Consider the following 17,816-nt stretch of genomic DNA (forward strand, 5'->3'; position numbering starts at 1 on the left):
CTGAGGATCAGAAAGCTTGTTTGAATCGATGTATTTCATCCGCAGATTATGCACGAATGCTAAGAAATCCGGAGTGCAAATATTAACCAAAAAGAAGATCGTTTTTTGATTTATGAAAGAGATCTATAGAAAAATAAACATACAACTATTTGATATACATAAAGAACAATTAAGAATTTCTTTTAATAATGAAGATGTTTTGAAATTACAGAGTGAAGCTAATCAATTAGTTGAAGAGTTAAGAGTAAAGAAGTATTTATTAAATCAGGATATAGACGATAAAAATAATAGCTTAATTAAAAAATTATATGATGAAATTCATGAGGAAGAAGTTTCGATAGCAAACAAATATAGAAATTGGGCTTTAGGTATTTTTGCATTTATTGGCGTGCTTTTAATTCTAGGTTTTTTAAATTTATCTATTCAAAATTGGAACTATTTAAGAGATAGTAGCTATATTTATATTCCTTTCGGGTGGGGTAGCTTAATTAAAACATTAATGCTTTTTAGCTTAACTACACCTGCTTGGTATTTGGCACGTGAGTCCTCGAAACATCTTAAAGTGGCTTATAAAGCCAGAATGTTAGGAACAGAACTTGCTGCTTTCCCGCTATATGCCCGTGAATTTAAAGATGAAGATCGTTTAGAGCTAAGAAAAAGACTGGCTGATCGTTTCTTTGGACAGGAACTTTATAACGATTCGAAAGCTGATTCAAATTCTGATAATTCGTTGGAACAAGTCAAATTACTGACAGAGGCAAATAAAGTTTTAGCTGAATCTTTAAAAATGAAGAAATCGGTTGAGAGTAGTTAAAGTTTAAAATACTTTAAATCCGATCTCTGCTAAAATTATTTCTTTCTATTTTAGATAAAGTTCGGTCTGCTATTAATGGACAGACTGGCAATAACAACTCCCATGCAAAACGCCCAAACCCACAAACTGACCCGTGCCACACTGATGTTTCCTCTGGCACTGGTGCTGTTTGAATTCTCCGTCTATATCTGTAATGACCTGATCCAGCCGGCCATGTTGGCCATTACCCGTGATTTTGGCGTAAGCAGTTCCTGGGCACCATCTTCTATGTCCTTTTTCCTGTTAGGTGGGGCATTTGTTGCCGCAATTTTAGGACCCTTATCAGACCGATTAGGCCGTAAAAAAGTCCTGCTCGGTGGCGTAGCATTTTTTGTAATCTGCTGTCTGGCGATTTTACTTACACCGAATATTCAAAGCTTTCTGTTCCTGCGCTTTTTACAAGGTTTTGGTTTGTCCTTTATTGCTGCTGTGGGTTATGCCGCGATTCAGGAAAGTTTTGAAGAACGCGATGCCATTAAAGTGATGGCGCTTATGGCCAATGTCTCCTTGCTGGCACCCCTTTTAGGGCCAGTGGTTGGTGCTTTTATGATTGATCATGTCTCATGGCATTGGGGCTTTATCGGCATCGCTTGTCTGGCATTTGTGAGCTGGTTTGGACTGAAAGCGAAAATGCCAAATCCCAATATCAGTATTCCGAAACAGCCACTTAGCTATATTGTCGATGACTTTAAGCAGGTTCTGAAAAATAAACGCTTTGTGATCATGACCATGGCATTGCCACTGGTGAGCTTGCCATTGATGCTATGGATTGCCTTATCTCCTGTGATTCTGGTTGAAGAATTGGGCTTGAGCAGCATGCAATATGGCCTGGCTCAGTTTCCGGTATTGGGTGGCCTGATTCTGGGCAATATCATTCTGCTGAAAATTATCGACAAGATGCCGCTCGGTAAAACAGTGATGCTGGGTGTGCCATTGATGTTGTTTGGAACCATTTTGCTTTTAGTGGGAATGCTGATTCCGGATTATTTTCTGCATTGCCTGATTATCGGTACCACTTGCATCAGTCTGGGTGAAGGGATCAGCTTTTCGGTATTGTACCGGTTTGCGCTGATGTCATCTGAAGTGTCTAAAGGCACGGTTGCGGCAACAGTATCCATATTGATGATGCTGAGTTTCTTTATCGTGATTGAAGTGGTCAGAATTGCTTATGAAGCTTTTGATCTTTGGGCTTATTGCGGTGCCTCGTTTATTTTAATTGCGCTGTGGTTTAGCTTGCCACGTATGCAGCTGAAACAGGTGATGTTGGAAAGAAAAGGGCGAGGGGAGTTTTAAAAGGATTCCTTTCTCTTAAATATTTAATCGAATGAAGCTATTTACTTTATTTGCCTCAAATAAAAGTATTGAATGTTCTCTCTCCCTATGGGAGAGAGAGGGAAATATTAATAAAATAACCTTACCTTTGCGCAGCAGTGCTACTCATCTCCTAAAAGGAGAGAAAACATCCATTATTGATTTAATAATGATTAGAATCCAAAAGTTAAGCTTCAGCCGGCTGCTCCAACTTCTTTAATTTCATATCAAAGATAAATGGCCCAAACGGCAGAATCGACGCGATCAAGCCCAGAATAAACATACTCAGAGACCATTTCTGTTTTTCGCAGACCGCAAATAACACCACAAGAAAAAGCACGAAAAGAACGCCGTGACCCATGCCGATATATTTTACCAGAATCGGGTTATCCATCATGTACTTGACCGGCATGGCAATAAATAACAGCAGCAGAAATGAAATACCTTCAAGCAATCCAACCAGACGCAAAGTTTTAATATTCACGCGCACTCACTCTTCTATGTTCTATTCAATCAGGCTTGAGTGTACCCAATCTGCCGATTTAAGCAAAATGAAATTTATAGAATAAAATGAATTATTTTAAATACTTATATCCTAGTGCTCCGCTTGGTTATTTGATTTCAACTGCCAGTAATTGCTGTCTTAGAGACAATAATTCAGGCAAGGTTTCCAGTAACAGACTGATCTGTTTAAGTACCAGCAGCAGGTGGGTGGAAATATGTTCCTGCTGACTCAGTTGCCGGATTTCTGCCAATTGGCCTTGAATGTCCTGCTGCGGTACATTTTCAGGATTTGACAGGGCATTAGTTAAAGTCTGCTGACAGGCAGAAAGCAGTTGCAGAATTTGCGGATCAGATACCTGTTCACGATGGCTACCCAATGCGGAAATATAACTGAGCTGACTGTGGCTATAAACCAGATAACGGAAGGCATTGCGAATCAGCACCGGATCTGGATTTGGTTCGGTACTCAGACTGGAAATCATATTGGAAAGGTCAATCTGGGCATTGTGGGCCAAACGACGTGCTGTCCGATAAGCAATGCTGTTATTTTTGCCATGCTGATATTGCTCCAGAATAGCCAGTAAATAGTTCAGCGTCGCTTGGGAGGATTTTTTGATATTGCTGGAAATATTACGGAAATTCCAATCCGGCCAGATACAACTGACCGCCAGCCAGGCAATTAGACAGCCAATCAGGGTATCGATAATTCTCGGCAGAATGACAGCATAGCCTGCGCCTTTCAGATTAAAAATCAGCAGTACTACTAGGGTCGCCATTAATGTAGCCATAGCATATTTCTTGGAGCGCAAATAGAAAAAGCCGACACCAAAAATCACCGTAAGCAGCAACTGGCCTTCAATACTTGGTACAAAATACAGGATTGGAATTCCTAGAATGACGCCGAGCAATGTACCCAAAGTTCGCAGTTTTAAACGGCTTTTGGTAGCGAAATAACTGATCTGGCATACAAACAGACTGGTCAGCAATATCCAGTAGCCATTTTTGGCAAAGGGCAATAGAGAAATTGCATAGCCGACCAGAAAGACCAAAGCGATCCGCACCGCATGACGAAACAGCGCCGATTGCGGTCCCAAATGGGGTTTTAATTTCAGCCAGAAATCTGCGGGTCCACGCAGGTCATCATCAAACAGGCTGGAATCATCAAAATGCTTTGGATAATCCGGACGGTAAATGGCTTGTCCATCCTGCAAATGTTGCAGCTGTTCATGCACACTCAGCAGATTGCTCAGAATGAGCTGTAAGTTTTTCACTTCAATATTCTGGGGGTGCTGGGCAATCCAGTCCTGCATGGAAGCTTCTAATGCTTTGAGTGCCAGTTGATGCTGTTCAGGAAGCTGATAAGTTTCATTACGCAATACGCAAGTAGCCAACTGCTGGCAGGCAAGCGCCTGCAAGTGAATATTTTTCTGAATGCGAAAAATCAGATCGGTACGGCTAAAATGCTGGTGAATCTGCTCGTAATGCAGATAGTTAGCAGTTGCCTGCTCATGAATATCCTGAGTCAGAAAATAAAGATTCAGCCAGTAAATAGTTTTATGATTTGGGCGCGAGGCTTTGAGTCGGGTCAGTAAAGAATCTTTGGTGCGGTTAAAGCTTTCAATGACTTGGGTATTTTTTAAGGAAAGTTCATAAAGCAGCGGTTCGACATTATTCTGATTATCGGGATCAAATAATTTGGCTTTGGTCGATAGCAGTTCGGCCATCTGTTGTAGGTTGATGGACAGATTTTCCTGAACCTGTAAAGTTGGACGAATCAGATAAAATAGGATAGAAGTCAGGCCATACCACAGCACACCAACTACAAAATAAAGCGGCTGTTCGTACCAGTGCGCATATTCTCCCAAGCCAAACATGGTGTAAATGGACAGCAATACAGTGCCAAATGAAATGGTGGCATAACGCTGTCCCAAAGCCCCCATTAAGATAAATACGGCACTAGAAAGTGATAGCCAGAGTGCAAACCAGATTTTATAGGGATGCAGAAATTCCAGCATGCTACTGACTGCAAAAAACAGCAGCATGACCAGCCCCAGATTGCGCAGCCTTAAACTTAAACGGTCATCAAAATCGGTCAGGGCAGTGGCAATTGCTCCTAAAGTGACCGGAACAATCAAGGTTTCATAACCGAGAAGTTTTAGACCAAAAGTCGTTCCTGAAAGCACAATGAACATCTGCAAACAGTAAGTCATCAAGGCACTGGACTGAAAAGGCAACAGGGCTTTTTTAAGTATGTGCTGAAGAGGATGCAATATGGAATCTGAGCTATTCACAAGAATATGATCCGTGGTATTTGACTGCCGGTTTTGAATGCAATTTAAGCGCCAATTTCAAAAGAAATATCTACTAAAAAACGGGCAAGAAGCCCGTTTTTGAATACTAATAATCTGTAATAAATCAGATTACGCCACATGCAATACGTTCACCGCCACCGCCTAATGGCTGCGGTTCATCTGAATAGTTATCACCGCCTGCATGGACCATGATGGCACGACCCTGAACATCTGCCAGTTTCAGGCGTGGCGCAAGCAGAGTCACACGTGCTGTACCATCAGTGTTTACTTTAAGGGCTGGTAAGTCACCCAGATGACCCGTCATGGGTGTGCCATGATGAGGTGCCTGATTCGGGTTGTAGTGACTGCCGGCAGCAAGTGCAGCACCTGGTTTGCCATCTTTTTCACCCGGTGCACATGAACCATTTTCATGAATATGGAAGCCACGCTCACCCGCAGGAAGCTGTTTCAGGTTAGTACGAATCACCAGGCCCGCAGGGCTGTCACTCAATAATACGGTACCAATCGATTCACCGACGCCCTGTGCAGAGACAGCATTCAGGGTCACGGTTTTAACATTTTCAGTCGAAGTGGAGGTTGAAGCGCAACCGGTAAAAAGTGCGGCACTGACTGCGCACAAAGCTGTAAGTTTAAACAATGAAGACATAATTATCACACCTTGATCTTTATTCTGTTTTTCGGAATCTATTGAAACAGAGCAAGACCAAAAGCACTATAGAAAATCAGTACTTAAATGTTTTAATTTGTTTAAGCCGGTCAGTCTGGTGATTTAGGCGTCTTGTTACGACGCAGACGGAATTTTTTCTTCGGTTCAACCTCATGCGCCATAGTGGCTTTAGGCATCATCAAAGGTTCATTCAAGTTGCTTTCATGCAGCCATTCACGCCAGATGGCCAGTAGTACGGCCAGAATCACCGGTCCAATAAAGACACCAACCAGACCAAAGCTGGCAATGCCACCCAAGACACCAAACATGATCAGCAGGAATGGAATTTGTGTTGCACCTGAAATGACCAGTGGACGAATAACATTATCTGCCGTACTCACAATACAGACACCCCAGATCATGACCCCTACGGCTTCAATGGTTTGACCTTGCGAGAACAGCCATAGCGAAACTGCACCATAAGCAACAGGAGGGCCAAAAGGAATTAAAGCAAAGATAAAGGTGATAATGGTCAGTACCATTGGGTTCGGTACGCCAGCCACAAAGTAGCTGATACCTGCCAGTAAAGACTGGGCAATCGCCGTTAAACCTACGCCATAGACCACCGCACGTGTAGTATCCGAAATTGTAGCCAGATAATGATGAATACGTGGACCGACTACCATTTCAAAGGCTTTACGCACCTGATTCAGAATGGTATGGCCATCACGATAAAAGAAGAATAACGACAGCACGGCAAAACACAGCTTGAAGACATTTTTACTGATTTCATTCAGCACAATTTTACCGTAATTCAGATGACCCTGAATCCAGACTGAAATGGTTTGTGCAATGCTATTTGGATCGGCATTAATCTCATTCAGGGTGCGGGTAATTTCCTTACCTACAAGTGGTAGGCCGCGAATAAAATCTGGAACGCTGAGATGACCTGAGAATACCTGTTTCTGCAATTCAAAATACAGGTTCCGGCCTTCGTGTTGCAGCATAAAAATGGCAAAGATAAAAGGCAAACCAAATACCAGAATCACACCCAGAATCATAATGGTCGCACTCAGTGTCGGCCGATTGCCACTCATTCTTAAGATCGACTGATACAGCGGCCAGGTCATGTACGCAATAATGGCTGCCCAAACTACAGGAATGATGAAATACTTGAGTATGTGAAAACTCAAAAAAATCAGAATGAAAAATAGTCCAAATAATAAGACTTTTTGTAGTGTAGGCGCGTACTGTTGCACTGAATTTAGAGGCTCATTTTTTTAGGTCGTGTCAGGCATATTAACTGAAAAAAAAGCGATCGAAAACGATAGTGCGGGAAGTAGTACGATTATTTTCCTTAGAATAAAAAGAAGAGGCTAAAAATAACAGAACTAGAACCATTGGCTTGGATCGTCAATAATGGCATTCAATAAAGGTTGCCATTGATCCTGTAATTCACGGTACATCTTCTGCTGTTTATCAAAAATAGACAGGCCTTGCATGGCCAGTCGGCTATAGGGTGCACGTTCAGAAATCCAGGTAACCGGTTGCTGATCAATTTTATTAAAGAATTGCTGAATGTCCTGATTACTGGCTGCATTAGGTTTGGTGCGGTTAGCGAGGAGCAGAATTTCAACCTTGCCTTTACGGATACGTTTAATATCCTGCAAATGTTTGAGAAAACGGCGCGTAGAATCAATATCAAAAAAAGAAGGCTGCAGCGGGATAATGATGGCATCCGCTTCACTAATTAGCTGTTCGGCATGATCTTCAGTCAGCGCTCCGGGTGCATCGATAATCAGATATTCCAAGTTTTTAGGCGCATCCCCAATCGATTTGGCATTCCGCCAGTCCAGACTCTGAATCGGTGCGGCATCTTTTGGGCGATGTTTCAGCCATTGCAAGGTCGATTTCTGGCTGTCCGCATCAGCCAGAGCAACTTTATAACCCTTTTGTGCCAGGGCAGCTGCCAGGCTAATCGCAGTAATGGTTTTACCACAGCCACCTTTCTGATTTGCAATTAAAATAGTTTTCATGACCCGGGATGATTTAATTCTGCTCCCGCCTAGCATATCATTCTTTGCAGGCTTACTGGATGGCAGACCCTTTCAACTTCAGTCGAAGGTAGGCAGCAAAATAAAGCAGATTAGGAAGATTGAATGTCCATTGGAATGGCTATGCTGATTGGTGCCTGTATTGGAGTGGTTTTAACTACCCTGATTCTGGGCCAGACGCGAAATGGTCGAATTAAAGCAGAATATGAACAATATATTGCCGAGCTGGAGCTGGAACATCAGCAAGCTTTAGTCGCTGCACAAAAACGCAGTGTAAATACCAGTCGCGCGGTACTCAAAGGCAAAATGGCCGAGCAGTTGGCACCGATCATGCCAGAGTTTCAATATCTACCTAGTGATGCCAAATTTTTAGGCGATCCGGTGGATTATGTAGTCTTTGATGGTTATACCGATTTTCGTGATGGTGAAGGACTGGCAGAAGATATTGAAGTGGTTTTGATTGATATTAAAAGTGGGGGTGCACGTCTGACCAAAGGCCAGATGGCAATTGCTCAAGCCATTCAGGAAGGGCGGGTACGTTTTGAGACCATCCGGATTGATTTTGAAGACTGAAGGACAGCAAGCTTCAACGCTACACTATGGATAAACTGATTATTGCCGCAGCACTGTTTGCGCTTGGACTATGGATCTGGTCGGAATACTTTCGGGCGATTCCGAATCTGGAGCAGGCCGGAGTACTCAAAAATTTTCAGGTAGAATCGATTGAGCCGCATCAGGCTGAATATCGCGTACTGGCCAAACAGTATTATGGACCTGAGCGCCGTACCATTCATCCAGCCAGTCCGGTGGTGGGAAGCTTTAATGATCTGGCCTATGTCAGCAATATTGATCTGTTACTGGCCGCACCGGAAGTATCCAGTGCTGTATTTAAATCATTCAAGCTTGAGCAGGACAGGCGTTGTTTCAATATGACCGCTACAGACGCACAGGCCAATCCTGCGAACATTCAACCTCATTTGCTGAACCTGAGTGTGATTGCCGCCAGCGAAGCTGTTGCCAATAAGGTTCGCCGTTTAAAAGCAGATCAGCGGATCTGGCTGCAAGGTGACTGGGTACAGGTCAAATCAGCGACCAGCCAGCAAGAATTTCAGGTTGGAAAAGGCAATCCAAGATCAGCCCAATGCCGTCTGTTTAGAATAACTGATTTAAAAGTGCTGGATTAAAGCGGTTTATGTGCTCGTGCCAGCAGCATACGCTGGCCAATCTTTGGAATACCTTCTGCATCGGTATAATGAACTTCATCCAGGTCAAACCCGGCCTCTAAAAGAGCAGTTTCAATATCCCGGTTAAGATGACAGCCATCTGCCACTTTCTTCTGAATCGGGGTGAGTAAATGCTGCAAGCGCTGAATGTTGAGATGCTCTCGGTTTAATACATGCTCAACCAGATGAAAATGGCCGCCCGGCTTCAGAACCCGATAAATTTCATGCAGACTTTGATGTAGATCCGGAATACTGCATAAGGTCCAGGTTGATACGATATTTTCCAGACTATTTTCTGCAAAAGGCAGGGCTTCTGCACGGGCCTGAATCTGTTCGACCGCAAAAGGGCTTTGACTGATACGCTGCTCAGCCAGTTTAAAAATGTCCGGATTAGGTTCCAGCGCATAGACTTTATCGACGGCCTGATAAAAAGGCAGATTCAATCCTGTACCAAAGCCAATTTCCAGAACTTCACCTGTAATAGGTAATAATAATTCACGGCGTAAATCCATCAGGGATGGAGTCTGCATGACCTGATTCAGCAGATGCGGAAAAATATGTTGTTGATAGAATTTATACAGCATGGTCGCATTCAAATTATTCTTAGACAAGCCTAGATTAACCGAAAATAATTAGATTAGCTAAAGATCTCTGCTCACCAAAATTGATCAACTTGTTACTAATTTCAACTATTTATTCATTAAAAAAATCGTACTATCAAACAAGATATTCTTGGAAAGATTTGATGGAATAAAGACAGAATTATGTTCAAACATCTTCGATACTATGCTTTGGCGGCCAGTCTTTTACTACCGCTTTATGGTCACACTTCTGTAGACCATAATGTTGCCAAAGGACTGCCGCCTATGGCTAAAGACCAATCCATTTCAGTCTTGCAGCCGTTTAAAGGTGATTTCCGTATTTTGGGATCAAAAATTTATACCGACGACGAGCAGGCCAAGTTCTCTCCGATCGATTATGCGGTGAGTTGGGGGCTGTTTGCACAACCTGAAATTGCCCGGCACATTACGGTCAATCAGTATAACCGTTACCTGAACTGGAAAATGGATCGCGTGCCAGTGCCCATTGAACAGGCCAAACAGATGGTCTCCAATATGCACATCATTCCTGCCAATCCACAAATTGCCAAAGCAATTAAACAGGTAAAACGTGGGGATCTGGTGCGTTTACAAGGTGAGTTGGTGGAAGTGCGTGATAAAGATCTCGTCTGGAAATCTTCTTTAACCCCAACCGATACCGGTGATGGTGCTTGTGAAGTATTTCGGGTCAGCTCAATCAAGTGGATTGAGAAAGTAGGTAAAGGTTAAAACTGGAAAAACTTATGGCTTTCTGAAAGGGGCGTTTGAAGTGTTGCTGGGTGGCTTGGCTTTCTTGATATTTAATTTATTTTAAGCCTTATAGTTTTTCATTTTTAAATTGAATTACTTCTCCAAAAATAATTTTAATCTTAAATACGAATGTCATCTTGTTCTGTTATTTTGATATAAAAAACCGCCAGAAATAGGCGGTTTTTTATTTGGCAGAATAACTTATTTGGCAGCCAGTGCTTCACCTTCAAAGGCAATGCCATCCCAGCCATTTTGCATGAACTGGCGGATATTCTGGTGATCCGTTGCTTCTGGTGTGGCCAGTACAGCCGCATAGTGTTCTGCAAACAGGCTCAAGGTTTGTGCCTGATCCAAACCATTCAGTTTGGCAAATGAAAATACTTTGGCACTGCCTTGGTTTTCAGTGGCAGCATTAGCCTGTTGGCCATTTTTAAAAGCAGTAGGTGTATGAGCATAGTGCGCATCGATATATGCAATCACATCTGCAAATTTAGCTTCGCCCGCAGCCAATTGAGCCAGTAATTCCTGAGCCATGTGGATTCCCTCTAACTTAAATCAATTTGAATGGCGTCGAATATACCAATTTTTTGGCAAAGGTCCATGTTCATTCTGCAATTTTAGGTGCATGATGTTATTCATTATTCTCGTCCCACATGGTGGCTGAGAAAAGGTTTAAGATCGAGTAAAGACGGAGTAGACATGAACTGGCTTTTGGTGGCAATGGGCGGGGCAATCGGGGCAACACTGCGTTATGGAGCAGGAATGTTGATTGCCAAGCCACAGATGCTATTTCCGTGGCCGACCTGGTGGATCAATATTATAGGCTGTCTGTTTGCCGGGATTTTCTTTGCCCTTAGCCAGAAATACAGTTTCCTGCAAACTGAAGCACGGCTATTTTTGATGGTAGGCATCTTGGGCGGCTTTACGACTTTTTCCAGTTTTGGCCTAGAAACTTTTCAGCTGCTTAAGCAGGGTGCAGTCACGATTGCCCTCAGTTATGTGATCTCTAGTGTGATTGTCGGAGTATTGATGCTGGGTGTGGGCTTCTATTTAACTCAGCTGGCTTTAGCGCAGGCATAAAAAAGTCAGGAAATTGGAGGTAATTTCCTGACATAAACCGCGATTTAAATTGAGAGTAAAAATCGGAGGTTTTAAGTTTAACCACGTTTAAAACGGGCAAAACGTTTGTTAAAGCTCGCTACGCGACCTTCATTACTGGTTTGACGTTGCTCACCGGTATAAAACGGATGTGAAGCACTCGAAATATCCAGGGTGACATAAGGATAGGTCTTACCTTCATATTCCTTGGTCTGGCTAGAAGTCATGGTGCTGCCAATCACGAAGTAGGCATCAGCATTGGTGTCATGAAATAAAACTTCTCGATATTCGGGATGAATGTCTGGACGCATCGTAATATTCCTCTTGTAATTTAAGAGTAATGTTATAATGTAACATTTGATATTTCAAGTGAAGTAGGGTTACAGCTTGTAAGCTTATTACTTCAACTTAACTGCGACTTGGCACGATTTCTTCAAATACATCACTCAAATCATCATGTACTTTCAAATGAATCAAGTTCCAGTATTGTCCGGAAATAGTACGGTTTACCATCAGGGTATCCGGCGACGGTTTGAATACATCCCAATATTTCAGAGAAGGTTTGAGCAATTCCATTCCATCATGATGTGCTGAGTTTTCAGCAAAATCATAATTAGTGGTTAAAGGACGCATCAGCACTTCTAGCCATTGCTCATACAGATCGGCCGGGAATTTTCCGGTTTCTGTCAGGGTATGCAAGGCATCCAGTTGCTGTTCAATGGTCGAAATATCCTTGTCACGGGCTGCATGGATCAACTCTTTGAAATGAGTAATGATCTCGGTAGAAAGCGTTTTAACACCGCCGTAATCGTAAATAATCACCGAGCCATCTTCACGGAAGGCAAAGTTCCCTGGATGCGGATCACAATGGAAACGTTTCAGATAGAAAATTTCCTGACCAATCGCACGGAATAAACGGCGGCCTAGGGCATTACGGGTTTCTAGCGGCCATTGGCTGGCTGTTTCCATACTTTCACCCTGTTCCAGGCTTAGGGTCAGAATATGGCGGGAAGAATATTCACTAAATACTTTTGGAATCACAATTTGGTGATCGAGTGATTCATGAAAGGCACGTGCCACTTCCAGATTCTGAGCTTCAATTTCATAATTGAGTTCATTGTCCAGACTATGCTGGATTTCCTTGAATAGCTGATCCTGCAATTTGCGGTCAATTTTTAGTACACCCATCAAACGCAAGGCCAGACGAACCTGTTTCAGGTCACTTTCACAGGCTTCTTCCACTCCCGGATATTGCACCTTGACCACAACCTGCTGGCCATCGGGTAGAGTCGCTTTATGCACCTGTCCGATCGAGGCTGCGGCAAAAGGCTGCTCATCAAACTGCTGGAATAGGTCCTGCAAAGATTTACCTAATTCTTTTTCAACCTGTGACTGAATCTCTTTAAATGGCATCGGTGGAGCCTGACGCTGCAATTTGGAAATGGCTCGAGCAACTTCAGGCGGGAAAATATCTTTATATTGCGAGGCAATCTGGCCGACTTTCATCACCGCACCTTTCATTTCCCCCAAGGTATCAGCAATCTGTACTCCAATATCCTGAAATAATTTACTGCGTGCAGCATTTTTCTGCTCTTCATCCGCAGTTAAATTTTTAATCGAATTGGATAGGGTTTTACTTGCAATACTTGCGGTCATTCCAGCCAATTTCATAAAGCGGCGACCAGGCGTTCGAGCCGTTTTTGCCATGCGAGATTCCTCAAAATCACCATTTTTATGGGTGTATTTGATCATAGGTGACAAACTATAAATTGCCTATATTTAATTGTAGATGTTATGTTGCAAAGCTTCTCAAAGTATTCATATTTACTTGATATTGTTCACTTGATTTATGCAATTTTTAAACCATCTTGGTGTCTGTACGGCAGTTTTTGAATCAATTATTTAATTATTCTGGAGAGAGCAAAGCATGATTTTTGAGTTCCTTTCCATGATGAAAGGCTTAAAATAATGGCATCTCAAGATCAAGAAATTTCAATGAAAGTCTATCGATATTTTACTGGCAAAGATGATGTGAATTTTTGTGCCCGTGTGACCAAGGCACTCAATGAAGGCTATGAACTTTATGGTGCGCCAACCATGACCTTTAATGGAACAGATGTCATTGTCGGGCAAGTGGTGATTAAAGAAGTCGCAGATGAGTCGGAGATTCCACAGGGATTAAAAGATGCACTAAATCAGTAATTCAATGCATCTTGTTAAATAATAAGAGGATTAGGCACGCTGGCTTAAACGTTTATTATTGCCATAAAGTCGTGCCAGCAATAAAACACAGGCCACGCTCAGACCGACAATCAGACCGACCCAGACGCCTGCTGCCCCCATATCTCCAAAACGGGACAAATAAACCCCCACCGGGAAGGCAATCACCCAATAGGCAATCATGGTGATCCACATTGGGCCTTTGGTATCTTGCATACCCCGTAAGCAACCTGCAGCACTGATCTGCCAGGCATCCATCAGCTGATAGGCCACTGCAAAGAGCACCAGATAAAGCGCAATCTGGGTCACCATAGGATCAGAGGTATAAAGCGCTACGATTTCACTACGGAACACCCAGAGTAATAACATGATCAGCAGAGCCAAAATCGTCGCGGTCATCAGACCTAAGCCTTGCACTCTACGCATGGCATCCCAGTTCTGTTCACCATAATAAGTTCCCACCCGAATGGTTAGTGCAATGGCGAGAGACATCGGAATCATGAACAGCTGTGAGGTAACAGAAATAGCAATCTGGTGAGCGGCCACAATGGTTTCACCCAATGGGCTCAAGACTATCGCTGCGGTACTAAAAATACTCACTTCAAAGAAAATTGCCAGTCCGATCGGAAAGCCCAGCTTTAAAATCCGTTTCAGCCAATATCCGTTCAGCTTTTCCCAGTGACTAAATGGCTGACTACTTTGATAAACCCGATTTTTAAAAATATACAGCGCCAAGCTGAGTAACATTAACCATTGCAGAATTGCTGTGGCAAAACCACAACCGGCACTGCCCAGTGCCGGAATAGGGCCAACTCCATACATAAAAATGAAGTTTAATGGAACCAAAAGCAGTAGCGCCATGAGGCTAATAGCAGTGACCGGACGTGGATAACCAATGGCTTCAGAATAACCACGTAAAGCCGCATACATGGTCACAGCAGGCATACCAAAGCCGATGGCATGTAGGAACAGACCAGCCTTAGGTTGCAAGCTTTCTGGGACACCTAGTAAAGGTAAAGAGAGGGGCAAAACTTGTAAAACCAGACCCGCAATCACCCCAAGGATGAATGCGACCCATAATGATTGTCGCGCAATTGTGGCAATTTTCTCAGGTGTACGTGCACCTTTAGCTTCAGCGACTAGAGGCGTGGTGGCGATCATGATGCCACTGAAGAGTAGCATGACTGGAATCCAGAGGCCGACACCAACCGCAATCGCTGCCAGATCAGTTGGTGAGAGACGCCCGGCCATAATGGTATCAATCAGGCCCAAACCTGCCTGGGAGAATTGTGTGACCAGAATGGGCAACATCAGATGGAACAGCTGTTTTAATTCATAACGACGGGTTGTGGCTGTCAAAACATTCGACACAAAAATTACTCATTAGTGATCATGTGCTTAGAGATAAGGTTTAGCGTTGTAAAGTGAGAAGCACACCAATAAAAATCACCACGCCACCTAAAAGACGTTGCCAGTTCACCGGCATTTTTTCATTGCCCAGCAGACCAAACTGATCGACGATCATGGACATCACCATCTGACCAAAAATAATCATTCCGGTCAGTGTCAGGAAGCCCATTTTAGGTGCAGCATAAATGCTCATGCTGATCGCATAAACACCCAAAAAACCACCTAACCAGAGATACCAGGGAATTGCCATCAGCTCCTGTAAGCCTGGTTTGGGATGTGACTGAAACAGCACGATGCCGGCAAGTACTATTGTACCAATCAAAAAGGAAAAAAATGCAGCTTGAATAGGAGAATATAAATATTCTTTTAATTGGGTATTAATAGCCGTCTGTAAGGTCAGCAAGACCCCGATTGCAAACACCAAAGGCAATAAAATAAGGAGCTGGGAGGATATTTTCATAATTTTAACTATCTAATTCTATTTAAATTTTTAAGCATTAGGTGATGGCGATTTTAATTTTAGCAGTGTTGTTGCCGAGTCATGTTAAAATTACGCTAGATCTTGTAGTTGTTTTTGAGTAGTTCTTTGGCTGAATTGAATCCTGCACTTATTCCCTTATCCCTGTATATCCATATGCCGTGGTGCGTACGTAAATGTCCGTATTGTGACTTTAACTCGCATGCCGTGCCTGATGGGGAATTGTCTCTCGAGCTGGAGCGGGAATATCTGCATGCGCTGGTAGAGGACTTTAAAACTCAGGTTGATTTTGCCCAAGGCCGTTCGATTCATAGTGTATTTATCGGTGGGGGAACGCCATCACTGATCTCTGCTGCAGGTTATCAGTGGCTGTTTACCGAACTGAAAGCACTGATTCCTTTTGAAGAGAATTGTGAAATCACACTGGAAGCCAATCCAGGTACGGTGGAGCATGATCCATTTGCTGGCTATTTAGCAGCTGGTATTAATCGTCTGTCGATTGGCGTGCAAAGTTTTAATACCGAGCATCTGAAAAAGCTGGGCCGAATCCATAGCAATGAAGATGCGATCTCGGCGATTGGCCTGGCGCGTGATGCTGGTTTTCAACGGATTAATGTGGATTTGATGCATGGCTTACCTGAACAGACACTAGAGCAGGCACTCAATGACCTGAAACTGGCAGTCGAGAATGGTGCTACGCATATTTCCTGGTATCAGTTAACTATTGAGCCGAATACTGTGTTTTTCCGTACTCAGCCGATTTTACCGGTCGATGAAGTACTGGAAGAGATTCAGGAACAGGGCGAGGCTTATTTAAAAGCCAATGGCTTTATCAATTATGAAGTCTCTGCCTGGCGTGAAGAATTACCATCGGCACATAACCTGAATTACTGGCAATTTGGTGATTATCTGGCCATTGGAGCAGGGGCGCATGGCAAAGTGACTCAACCGGATGGTGTTTACCGTTTCCAGAAAACCCGTTTGCCCAAAGACTATTTAGCCAAAGTGCCAGCAGAACATTTGCAGTTTAAGCGCATCGAAGCGGCAGATATGCCGTTTGAATTTATGATGAATGCCTTACGTTTAAATGAGGGTGTGGAAGCGAAGCTTTATCTTGAACGAACAGGTTATAGTCTGGATACACTGGATGAATTGCTGACTTCATTGCGCCAACGTCAATTAATGGTAGAAGATGCAGAACGTCTGGCATGTACTGAGCAAGGTCACATCTTTTTAAACTCTGTGCTGGAAGAGTTTCTTTAATTGCCTAATCTATCCGAATAATTAATCCAGTTTAAAAAGAAAAAGCCCGATGAGTTACATCGGGCTTTTTCTTCTCTCTCCACTATGCATTTAAGCCATTCGGATTAACGATACTTAGGTGGCAACTTGTGATGCGGGCCATTGTGATGATTTTTGTTGAAGAAGCCTTTATGGTCTTTCTTGCCAAACTTATCATGACGATCATGCTGGTTAAAATGCGCTTTAGGAGGTGCTTTATGGAAACCCCCTTTATGCGGCATTGGTTTCTTATCAAAATGATGCGCTGCTGGCGTTGGATGACGATGATCCGGTCCAGGAGCTGCCATTACTGACATGGTAGCTGTTGTTGCGATCAAGCCAATCATTAAAGAAGAAACTAATTTTTTCATGATCATACTCATATTTATTCAATGAGTTCATCATAGGAGTCAGTGATGTAGGGAAAATGGAGCCGTAGACAAGACTTTTGTAAATTTCAGAATTTCTTTCAATTTCGTATATAAGTAATTAATAAATAATATTTTTAATTAAAACTTCTATATTTTTATGGGCAATTTTTGATTTTAAAATCATCAAATTTCTTCTCAGTTTCTTCATGTTTTAACCTGACTAAATTTAGATGAAGAAATTTAGGACAAGATGATGAATGAAAAGCGAATATTTTTAATTATCTTTAAAATTTAATTAATTGATCTAGAAACTAAAATTAGTCAATTTAGGTACAAAAAAAAAAGCACTCTAATGAGTGCTTTTTTTCATCTTCGCAATATTAGATTGCAGTGATGTTAGTCGCTGTAGGACCTTTTTGGCCTTGAGCTACGCTGAAAGAAACCTTTTGGCCTTCAGCTAAAGTTTTGAAACCTGAACCTTGGATTTCGCTGAAGTGAGCGAAAACGTCTGGACCATTGTCTTGTTGAATGAAGCCAAAACCTTTAGTTTCGTTGAACCACTTTACTGTACCGGTAACTGTGTTAGACATAATATAACCTATTGAATCTTATGGATTTATAGTCAAAATTTCAGATGACTAGCTGTAACTTTGAAAAATAAAAAGGATGGAGCTTATTGATCTTTAAAACGAAGGTTTATGACTAA

21 protein-coding genes are annotated in these 17,816 nt (G+C 42.6%); 8 read left to right on the plus strand and 13 right to left on the minus strand.

Annotation, left to right across the window (positions count from 1 at the left end; translation table 11 throughout):
- Positions 1-112 precede the first annotated feature (112 nt).
- A complete protein-coding gene (locus FTV25_RS10305) occupies positions 113-814 on the plus strand; it encodes a hypothetical protein (protein ID WP_180003251.1) in 702 nt (233 codons plus the stop codon).
- Positions 815-916: 102 nt separating this feature from the next.
- Positions 917-2,146, plus strand: a complete 1,230-nt coding sequence (locus tag FTV25_RS10310; protein ID WP_125279694.1) for an MFS transporter — start codon at positions 917-919, stop codon at positions 2,144-2,146.
- A 205-nt stretch (positions 2,147-2,351) separates the two neighbouring features.
- On the opposite strand, the gene FTV25_RS10315 is transcribed toward FTV25_RS10310, so the two are convergent.
- The 5 genes from FTV25_RS10315 to FTV25_RS10335 form a co-directional block, all read right to left on the minus strand.
- Positions 2,352-2,648, minus strand: a complete 297-nt coding sequence (locus tag FTV25_RS10315) for a DUF3817 domain-containing protein (protein ID WP_004787034.1) — start codon at positions 2,646-2,648, stop codon at positions 2,352-2,354.
- A 127-nt stretch (positions 2,649-2,775) separates the two neighbouring features.
- Positions 2,776-4,878, minus strand: a complete 2,103-nt coding sequence (gene yccS, locus FTV25_RS10320; RefSeq protein WP_257218940.1) for a YccS family putative transporter — start codon at positions 4,876-4,878, stop codon at positions 2,776-2,778.
- Positions 4,879-5,083: 205 nt separating this feature from the next.
- Positions 5,084-5,626: a superoxide dismutase family protein gene (gene sodC / locus FTV25_RS10325; RefSeq protein ID WP_180003255.1), complete on the minus strand. Its 543-nt coding sequence runs from the start codon at positions 5,624-5,626 to the stop codon at positions 5,084-5,086.
- 110 nt (positions 5,627-5,736) lie between these two features.
- Positions 5,737-6,885, minus strand: a complete 1,149-nt coding sequence (locus tag FTV25_RS10330) for an AI-2E family transporter (protein WP_180003257.1) — start codon at positions 6,883-6,885, stop codon at positions 5,737-5,739.
- 132 nt (positions 6,886-7,017) lie between these two features.
- Positions 7,018-7,662, minus strand: coding sequence for a ParA family protein (locus FTV25_RS10335; RefSeq protein WP_180003259.1), 645 nt, complete (start codon positions 7,660-7,662; stop codon positions 7,018-7,020).
- A 123-nt stretch (positions 7,663-7,785) separates the two neighbouring features.
- Between FTV25_RS10335 and FTV25_RS10340 the strand changes: the two genes are divergently transcribed.
- Entirely contained in the window at positions 7,786-8,253 is a 468-nt protein-coding gene (locus FTV25_RS10340; RefSeq protein ID WP_004787020.1) for a Holliday junction resolvase-like protein, read from the plus strand.
- Positions 8,254-8,279: 26 nt separating this feature from the next.
- Positions 8,280-8,864 (plus strand): hypothetical protein, encoded by a 585-nt coding sequence (locus FTV25_RS10345; protein WP_180003261.1) that lies wholly within the window; start codon positions 8,280-8,282, stop codon positions 8,862-8,864.
- Here the strand turns inward: FTV25_RS10345 and FTV25_RS10350 are convergent.
- Positions 8,861-9,487: a class I SAM-dependent methyltransferase gene (locus FTV25_RS10350; RefSeq protein WP_180003319.1), complete on the minus strand. Its 627-nt coding sequence runs from the start codon at positions 9,485-9,487 to the stop codon at positions 8,861-8,863. The two genes, FTV25_RS10345 and FTV25_RS10350, sit on opposite strands and share 4 nt — an antisense overlap.
- A 180-nt stretch (positions 9,488-9,667) precedes the next feature.
- Between FTV25_RS10350 and FTV25_RS10355 the strand changes: the two genes are divergently transcribed.
- Positions 9,668-10,231, plus strand: coding sequence for a hypothetical protein (locus tag FTV25_RS10355; RefSeq protein ID WP_004787012.1), 564 nt, complete (start codon positions 9,668-9,670; stop codon positions 10,229-10,231).
- A gap of 222 nt (positions 10,232-10,453) precedes the next feature.
- Here FTV25_RS10355 and FTV25_RS10360 read toward each other — a convergent pair whose 3' ends face one another.
- Entirely contained in the window at positions 10,454-10,786 is a 333-nt protein-coding gene (locus FTV25_RS10360) for a HopJ type III effector protein (RefSeq protein WP_180003263.1), read from the minus strand.
- 165 nt (positions 10,787-10,951) lie between these two features.
- On the opposite strand from FTV25_RS10360, the gene crcB reads away from it, so the two are divergent.
- Complete coding sequence (crcB, locus tag FTV25_RS10365; protein WP_159122650.1) at positions 10,952-11,332, plus strand: fluoride efflux transporter CrcB; 381 nt, start codon at positions 10,952-10,954, stop codon at positions 11,330-11,332.
- 77 nt (positions 11,333-11,409) lie between these two features.
- On the opposite strand, the gene FTV25_RS10370 is transcribed toward crcB, so the two are convergent.
- Both FTV25_RS10370 and FTV25_RS10375 read right to left on the minus strand, forming a co-directional pair.
- On the minus strand, positions 11,410-11,661 hold the full coding sequence (locus tag FTV25_RS10370; RefSeq protein WP_004787006.1) for a type B 50S ribosomal protein L31: 252 nt from the start codon (positions 11,659-11,661) through the stop codon (positions 11,410-11,412).
- Between the two features lie 97 nt (positions 11,662-11,758).
- On the minus strand, positions 11,759-13,057 hold the full coding sequence (locus FTV25_RS10375) for an AarF/ABC1/UbiB kinase family protein (RefSeq protein ID WP_004787005.1): 1,299 nt from the start codon (positions 13,055-13,057) through the stop codon (positions 11,759-11,761).
- A 288-nt stretch (positions 13,058-13,345) separates the two neighbouring features.
- On the opposite strand from FTV25_RS10375, the gene FTV25_RS10380 reads away from it, so the two are divergent.
- Positions 13,346-13,552: a DUF1737 domain-containing protein gene (locus FTV25_RS10380; RefSeq protein WP_034701512.1), complete on the plus strand. Its 207-nt coding sequence runs from the start codon at positions 13,346-13,348 to the stop codon at positions 13,550-13,552.
- Positions 13,553-13,582: 30 nt separating this feature from the next.
- On the opposite strand, the gene FTV25_RS10385 is transcribed toward FTV25_RS10380, so the two are convergent.
- Complete coding sequence (locus tag FTV25_RS10385) at positions 13,583-14,941, minus strand: MATE family efflux transporter (protein WP_180003265.1); 1,359 nt, start codon at positions 14,939-14,941, stop codon at positions 13,583-13,585.
- A gap of 40 nt (positions 14,942-14,981) precedes the next feature.
- Positions 14,982-15,440 (minus strand): DMT family transporter, encoded by a 459-nt coding sequence (locus FTV25_RS10390; protein WP_004786999.1) that lies wholly within the window; start codon positions 15,438-15,440, stop codon positions 14,982-14,984.
- Between the two features lie 126 nt (positions 15,441-15,566).
- Here FTV25_RS10390 and hemW point away from each other — a divergent pair, with 126 nt between their 5' ends.
- Positions 15,567-16,721 carry a radical SAM family heme chaperone HemW gene (hemW, locus tag FTV25_RS10395; protein WP_180003274.1) on the plus strand — a complete coding sequence of 385 codons (1,155 nt, stop codon included), beginning with the start codon at positions 15,567-15,569 and terminating at the stop codon, positions 16,719-16,721.
- A gap of 104 nt (positions 16,722-16,825) precedes the next feature.
- Here hemW and FTV25_RS10400 read toward each other — a convergent pair whose 3' ends face one another.
- Together FTV25_RS10400 and FTV25_RS10405 are read right to left on the minus strand one after the other, a co-directional pair.
- Positions 16,826-17,110 carry a hypothetical protein gene (locus FTV25_RS10400; protein WP_159122646.1) on the minus strand — a complete coding sequence of 95 codons (285 nt, stop codon included), beginning with the start codon at positions 17,108-17,110 and terminating at the stop codon, positions 16,826-16,828.
- Between the two features lie 380 nt (positions 17,111-17,490).
- Positions 17,491-17,700 (minus strand): cold-shock protein, encoded by a 210-nt coding sequence (locus FTV25_RS10405; RefSeq protein WP_004786992.1) that lies wholly within the window; start codon positions 17,698-17,700, stop codon positions 17,491-17,493.
- Between the last annotated feature and the right edge of the window lie 116 nt (positions 17,701-17,816).

It is taken from the genome of Acinetobacter sp. YH12249 (genome assembly GCF_013417475.1).
Classification (GTDB): Bacteria; Pseudomonadota; Gammaproteobacteria; order Pseudomonadales; family Moraxellaceae; genus Acinetobacter.